The sequence below is a fragment of the Halobacterium sp. CBA1126 genome (assembly GCF_009741975.1).
In the GTDB taxonomy this organism is placed as follows: Archaea; Halobacteriota; Halobacteria; order Halobacteriales; family Halobacteriaceae; genus Halobacterium.
In genome coordinates this window covers 1-6645 of sequence record NZ_WPCF01000122.1, presented here as the reverse complement: position 1 = coordinate 6645, position 6645 = coordinate 1, and the positions used below count along the sequence as shown (strand labels likewise).

Sequence of the window (6645 nt, the reverse complement as noted above, 5' to 3'; positions counted from 1 at the left end):
GCGCCGCCGTCGCCGCGCCCCACTCGAGGGCGTCGGCCACGTCCCCGCCCTCGATGCGCGGCGCGCGAGGAACCCGCCGACGAACGCGTCCCCGGTCCCGACCGCGTCGTGGGTGTCCGCGTCGAACGCCGGCTGCTCGTGGACGTCGCCGTCGCGGACCGCGAGCGCACCGTCGGCGCCCAGCGTCACGACCACCGTCTCGAAGCCGAACTCGTCGGCCAGCCCCCGCGCGATCTCGCTGGCGCTCCCCTCGCGGGCGAGCACGCGGCGCGCGTCCCGCTCGGCGACCACGAGCACGTCCACGTCCGGGAACAGCGTCTCCAGTACCTCGCGGGCCTCCTCAGGGTCCCAGAGCTTCGCGCGGTAGTTCACGTCCAGCGACGTCGTCGTCCCGGCGGCCTGCGCGCGCTCCAGCAGCGCGGCGGTGGTCTCCGCGAGCGTCTCCGAGAGCGCGGGCGTGATGCCGCTCGTGTAGAAGTACTCTGCCGAATCGACGCGCTCGGTCGCGAGCTCCTCGGGGGTCGCCGTCGTCACCGCCGCGTTCGCGCGGTCGTAGACGACGTTCGTCCCGCGGGGCTCGCCCGCCTGCTCGAGGTAGTACGTCCCCTGCCGCCCGGTCTCGCTCCACGCCACGTCGGGCCGGGTGCCCTGCGCGCGCAGCGTCGCCGTCACCTTCCGCCCGAGCGGCGAGTCCGGCAGCTTCGACAGCCACGCGGTGTCGGCGCCGAGCCGGCCGGCGTTCACCGCGACGTTGCTCTCCGCGCCCGCCGCGCGGAACTCCAGTTCGGTCGCGCGCTCCAGTCGCTCCTGTCCCGGCGGCGAGAGCCGGAGCAGGGTCTCGCCGAACGTCACGAGGTCCATACCCCGCGGTACGGCGGCCGGGGTTTAGTTCCCGCCGTCTTCGCGGCGCCGCCCGCCGTGGCCCGGGTAGTCCCGCTCGAAGCGCTCGGCGAGCTCGTCGGCGTCCACGCGAATCAGCGTCGGCCGGCCGTGCGGGCACGCGTACGGGTTCTCGCAGCCGTCCAGCGCGTCCAGTAGCGCCACCACCGACCCCTCCGTCAGCGACGTGTTCCCCGTCACTGCGGGCCGGCACGCGAGGTCCGCGAGCAGTTCGTCCGCGGCGTCGCCCACCGGGTCGCCGCTCGCGTCCGCGACGAAGTCCGCGAGCACGTCCCGCGCCAGCTCGGGGTCGAGGACGTCCGCCAGCACCGCCGGCACCGCCGTCACGCGCGCCGTTCGCTCCGACAACTCCGCGTCGAATCCGAGCGCGCGCAGGTCCTCGATTGCGGCGTCGAAGACCGCCGCCTCGCCCGCCGTCAGCTCCAGTTCGACCGGCGAGACCAGCGCCTGCGACGCGCCGCCGACCTGCTCCCGCAGGCGCTCGTAGTGGACGCGCTCGTCGGCCGCGTGCTGGTCGACGAGCACGAGCCCGTTCTCGGCCGCCGCGACCACGTACGTCTCCGCGAGCTGGCCGAGCACGCGCAGCGCCGGCAGCGAGTCGAAGCCCGCGCTCGCCTCGTCGCCCTCGTCGGTCGGCTCGTCCGTGAGCCGCGCGTTCTCCGTCGGCGCGTCGAACGACGACCGAGCGCCCTCACCGGACTCGTCGTCGCTCGCGGTCGGCTCGTCAGCCGTCGAGGTGTCAGTCAGCGAGTCCGTCGCGCGCGTCTGGCGCTCCGTGTCCGCGCTGCTGGGCGTCGCGTCCTCGCTCGTGCGAACCGGATTCTGTGCTTCGTTCGCTCGTTCTCGCGTCGACGTGATGTCCGCGGCGTCGTCGCGCTCACTCGCCGGCGAAATCGCCGCGTCCCCGGGCTTGGAGGCGCCGCGGGGCGCCTGCGAGCGCACGATGCCGGCGTCGAGCAACGCGTCCCGCACCGCGTCCTCGACGGCCGCGCGCACGCCGTCCTCGTCCTCGAAGCGCACCTCCATCTTCCGCGGGTGGACGTTCGCGTCCACGCCCTCGGTCTCCACGAACAGCACCGTGAACGGGTAGCGGTCGCTCGCGAGCTGGCCGCCGTACGCGTCGAGGACGGCCTCCCGGAGCACCGAGTCGCGGACCGACCGGCCGTTCACGTACGTCGCGAGGTACTCGCGGGTCGACCGCGTCGTCTCCGGCTCCGAGACGTAGCCGTGCACGCGCTCGACGGTCCCCTCGGGAGACGCGTCGACCGGGACGAGCGACTGGGCGACCTCGCGGCCGTACACCGACAGCGCGGCGTCCCGCACGTCCCCGGTGCCGGTCGTCGCGAACACCTCGCGGCCGTCGTGGGTCAGCGACACCGCGACCTCGGGGTTCGCGAGCGCGTACCGCGTCACCGCGCGGTTGACGTGCGCGAACTCCGTCGCGGGGCGCTTCAGGTACTTCCGGCGCGCGGCGTCTCCGCGAACAGGTCCGCGACCTCGACCGTGGTTCCCGCCGGCCGCCCCGCGGGCTGCACCTCGCCGACCTCGCCGTGGTCGACGGTGAGCTTCGAGCCGGAGTCGCCCGCGTCCCGGGCCCGCGTCGTCACGGTCATCCGCGAGACGGAGCCGATGGTGTAGAGGGCCTCGCCGCGGAACCCGAGCGTCCCGACCGCGTCCAGTTCGCTGGCGTCGCCGAGCTTGCTCGTCGTGTGCTGGCGGACCGCCGCCCGCAGGTCCTCGCCGGTCATCCCGCGGCCGTCGTCCGCGACGACGATGCGGTCCCGGCCGCCGTCCGCGACGGTGACGTCGACGCTGGCGGCGCCCGCGTCGAGGCTGTTCTCCACGAGCTCCTTGACCACGCTCGCGGGCCGCTCGACGACCTCGCCCGCCGCGATCTGGGCCACGGTCGCGTCGTCGAGCTCCCGAACGCGGTCGCCGTCGGTCATACTCCCCGGCAGGCGGCCCGCGCGTATCAATCCCGCGCTGCCGCCTCAGGCGGGCACCGTCCCCTGGAAGCCGCGCCGGACCGTCATCGCGTGCGCGTAGTCGGACTCCGAGAGCACGCCGACGAGGTTGCCGTCGGCCTCCACCAGCGCCGTCGACGTCCCCGCCTCGTTCAACGCGACCAGCGTGTCGAAGGCGTCGTCGTCCGGGGCGACCCGAGGGACCTCGCGGACGACGTCGCGGACGCGCGCCTCGCCGTGGTTCTTCCCCTTCGCCTTCCGGAGGTCGGCGAGCGCGACGACGCCCAGCACCTCGTCGCCGTCGGTGACGAGGTGGACGGCCTGCCGGTCGCTGAGCAGGCGGTCGCCGAACGCCGCGAGCGTCGCGTCCGCGTCGACCGTCGCCAGCTCCTCCGTCATGATGTCCCCGACCGTGATGCCCTCGAGGAGTTCGTCCACGAGCACCGTCCGGGACTCCGTCGTCGCCGCGCCGTAGATGAAGAACGCCAGCAGCAGCAGGATGATGTTGAAACTGAGCACGCCCACGACGGCGAACAGCAGCGCGAACGCGACCCCCGCCCGCGCCGCGATGCGCGTCGCCGTGCCGTACGGCCGCGACCGCGCGAGCAGCGCGCGGAAGATGCGGCCGCCGTCCATCGGGAACGCCGGCAGGAGGTTGAACCCCGCCAGCAGGAGGTTCGTCATCGCGAGGTAGCCCACGACGAACCGCGTCACCTGCAGGCTGGGCGGCGCGACGACGACGCCGACGTAACAGACGGCGCCGACCGCGACGCTCGTGATCGGGCCGGCGATGGCGATCCAGAACTCCCGGTCCCACTCCCGCGGGACGGACTTCAGCGAGGCGATGCCGCCGAGAATCCACAGCGTGATGGACTCGATCTCGACGCCGTACCGCAGCGCCACCCACGAGTGCCCGAGCTCGTGCAGCGTCACGCTCACGAACAGCCCGACCGCCGCGGTCACGCCGATGACCCACGGCATCTGGCCGGCCTGCAGCCGCGGGACGTCGAACCCGACGCCCGTGAACCCCTCGATGAACCCGGCGTACAGCTCGATCTGGCCGCCGCTCCCGATGAGCCACGCCAGCACCGGGAGGAAGATTAACAGCGACGTGTTGAGCCGAATCGGGATGCCCCAGATGCGCCCGACGGTGAAACTCCGCATACGCACTCGTCGGCGCCCGGGAACTTAGGTGACGTGACCGACGACTACTCGTCGTCGAGCCGGCGCTGCCACTCCTGCACGCGCGAGAGCAGCTCCACCGGCGGCGTCTCTTCGACGTCCACGTCCCGGAGGTCGTCGAGCACTTCGCGGGTCTCGGGGTCGATTTCCGCGTCGCCGCCGTCCGCGGCGCTCTCCGCGTCCGCCGTCGGTTCGCCCGCGTCGCCCGCTGCGAACTCGCCGGCGTCGAGGTCGAAGACGGCCTGCACGGGTTCGCTCGCGGACCCCCGTGCTTCGACGGCCTTCTCCTCGCGGAGGCGGTCCAGCACCTCCCGCGAGCGGTCCACCACCGGATCCGGGACGCCCGCGAGGTCCGCGACGTGGACGCCGTACGAGCGGTCGGTCGCCCCCTCGCGGACCGTCCGCAGGAACGTCACCTCGCCGTCCCGTTCCTCGGCCGCGACGTGGACGTTCGCGACGTCCGCGAGGTGGTCCGCGAGCGCCGTCAGCTCGTGGTAGTGGGTCGCGAACAGCGTCTTCGCGCCGACCTCGTTGTGGAGGTACTCTGTGGCCGCCCACGCGATGGAGATGCCGTCGTAGGTCGCGGTCCCCCGCCCCACTTCGTCCAGAATCACGAGCGAGCGCTCGGTCGCCGCGTGGAGGATGCGGGAGAGCTCCTGCATCTCCACCATGAACGTCGACCGGCCCTGCGCGAGCTCGTCCAGCGCGCCGACGCGCGTGTAGATGCCGTCCACGAGCCCGATTCGAGCGCTGTCGGCGGGGACGTAGCTGCCGACCTGCGCGAGCAGCACTATCAAGGCGACCTGCCGCATGTACGTCGACTTCCCGCTCATGTTCGGGCCGGTGACGACGAGGAACCGCCGGCCCTCGCCGAAGCGCGCGTCGTTGGGCACGAACTCGGTGGTCTGTTCGACGACGGGGTGCCGGCCGCCCTCGATTGCGAGGTCGTCGCCGTCCACGAGCTCTGGGGCCACCCAGCGGTTCGCGGCGGCGTGCTCGGCGAGGCTCGCGAGCGCGTCCAGTTCGGCGAGCGCGCGGCCGACCCGCTGGAGGGCTCCGGCGCGCTCGCCCACCCACGCGCGGAGGTCGTCGAACAGTTCGTACTCGAGGTCGCCGCGCTCCTCCTCCACGCGGAGAATCCGGCGCTCGCGCTCCTCGAGCTCCTCGGTGGTGTACCGCGTGGAGTTCTTCAGCGACTTCACCTCGCGGTACTCCGCTGGCACCGCGTCGGTCTCGGAGTTCCCGACCTGGACGTAGTAGCCGTCGGTCTTGTTCCGGTCGACCTGCAGGTGCGTGATTCCCAGCCGGTCCTTCTCGCGCTCGGCGAGCCCGTCCAGCCACTCCTCGTGCTCGCGGGCCTCGCGGAGGAGCGCGTCGAGTTCGTCGTCGTAGCCCTCCCGCAGCAGGCCGCCCTCGCGGAGCGTCTTCGGCGGGTCCTCGGCCAGCGCCGCGTCCAGCTCGGCGCGCACGCCCGCCGCCGTCTCGCGGTCCACGCCGTCCAGCACCTCGCCGACCGGCGAGGCCGCGAGGTCCGGGTCGGACTCGAGGGCGTCCGCGGCCGCCGGGAGCGCGGCCAGCGTCTCCCGGATTCGCAGCAGATCCGTGGCGTCAGCGCGGCCGCCAGCGGCCCGGCTCGCGAGGCGTTCGAGGTCGTAGACGTCGCCGAGCACGTCCCGGAGCGCGTCCCGCGCGAGCGGCGCGTCCGCGAGCGCGCCCACCGCGGCCTGCCGGCGCTCCAACTCCGTGCGGTCCCGCAGCGGCCGCGTCAGCCACGCCTGCAGTTGCCGGCCGCCCGCCGCCGAGACCGTGTGGTCGAGGGTCGCGAACAGCGAGCCGTCGCCGTCCCCGCCCATCGTCGCGGTGAGTTCGAGGTTGCGCTGGGTCGTCGCGTCCAGCTCGACGTGGTCGTCCGCGCGGTACGGCTGGAGCCGGGTCAGCGACGCCAGCACGCCCGCGTCCGTCGCCGCGACGTAGTCGATTGCCGCGCCCGCCGCGCGGGCCGACGGCCTGTCGCTGTCGACGCCGAGGCTGTCGAGGGCGCCGTCGCCGAACTGCTCGCGCACGCTGTGGGCGGCCTTCCCGGGCGCGAACGCCGACGCCTCGTGCAGCGTCAGCGTCGCGTCCGCCCGCTCGCGGAGCCGCCCGAGGAAGTCGTCGTCGCCGCGCAGCTCGGGGCCCGGGAGCACCTCCTCGGGGGCGAACCGGTGGAGTTCCGTCAGCGCGTCCGTCTCTGTGTCGGCGTCCGCGACGTGGAACTGGCCCGTGGTCACGTCCACGAACGCCAGCCCCCACGACTCGCCGCGGACGACCGCCGCGAGGTAGCGGGCGTCCGCGCCGGTCACGTCCACGAAGGTGCCGGGCGTCGCGACGCGCGTGATTTCGCGCTCGATGTCGTCGGCGCCGTCCTCCAGTTGGTCGGCGATTGCCACGCGGTAGCCGCGCTCGACCAGCGCCGCGACGTACGGCGTCAGGTCGTCGACGGGCACGCCCGCCATCGGGTACGACGACCCGTGCGCGGACTTCTCGGAGACCTGTAGGTCGAGGACGTCCGCGACCGTGCGCGCGTCCTCCGCGAAGAACTCGTAGAAGTCCCCGACCT

General features: G+C 73.5%; 2 protein-coding genes and 2 pseudogenes. All 4 read right to left on the bottom strand.

All coding sequences use genetic code 11. The features are described 5' to 3' along the window. Positions 1-861: pseudogene (gene kdgK1 / locus GJ634_RS13305) on the bottom strand (bifunctional 2-dehydro-3-deoxygluconokinase/2-dehydro-3-deoxygalactonokinase); the annotation flags it as partial. A gap of 24 nt (positions 862-885) precedes the next feature. After that, positions 886-2846, bottom strand: a pseudogene (gene mutL, locus GJ634_RS13300) (DNA mismatch repair endonuclease MutL). 45 nt (positions 2847-2891) lie between these two features. Next, complete coding sequence (locus tag GJ634_RS13295) at positions 2892-4028, bottom strand: site-2 protease family protein (RefSeq protein ID WP_157503360.1); 1137 nt, start codon at positions 4026-4028, stop codon at positions 2892-2894. 44 nt (positions 4029-4072) lie between these two features. Then, positions 4073-6645 (bottom strand): DNA mismatch repair protein MutS (gene mutS, locus GJ634_RS13290; protein ID WP_157503359.1); only part of this gene is annotated, 2573 nt, incomplete at its 5' end.

What these genes read in the sequence shown, in the direction of transcription:
- GJ634_RS13295 (WP_157503360.1), bottom strand. Translation starts at nt 4,028, where the DNA reads ATGCGGAGTTTCACCGTCGGGCGCATCTGGGGCATCCCGATTCGGCTC.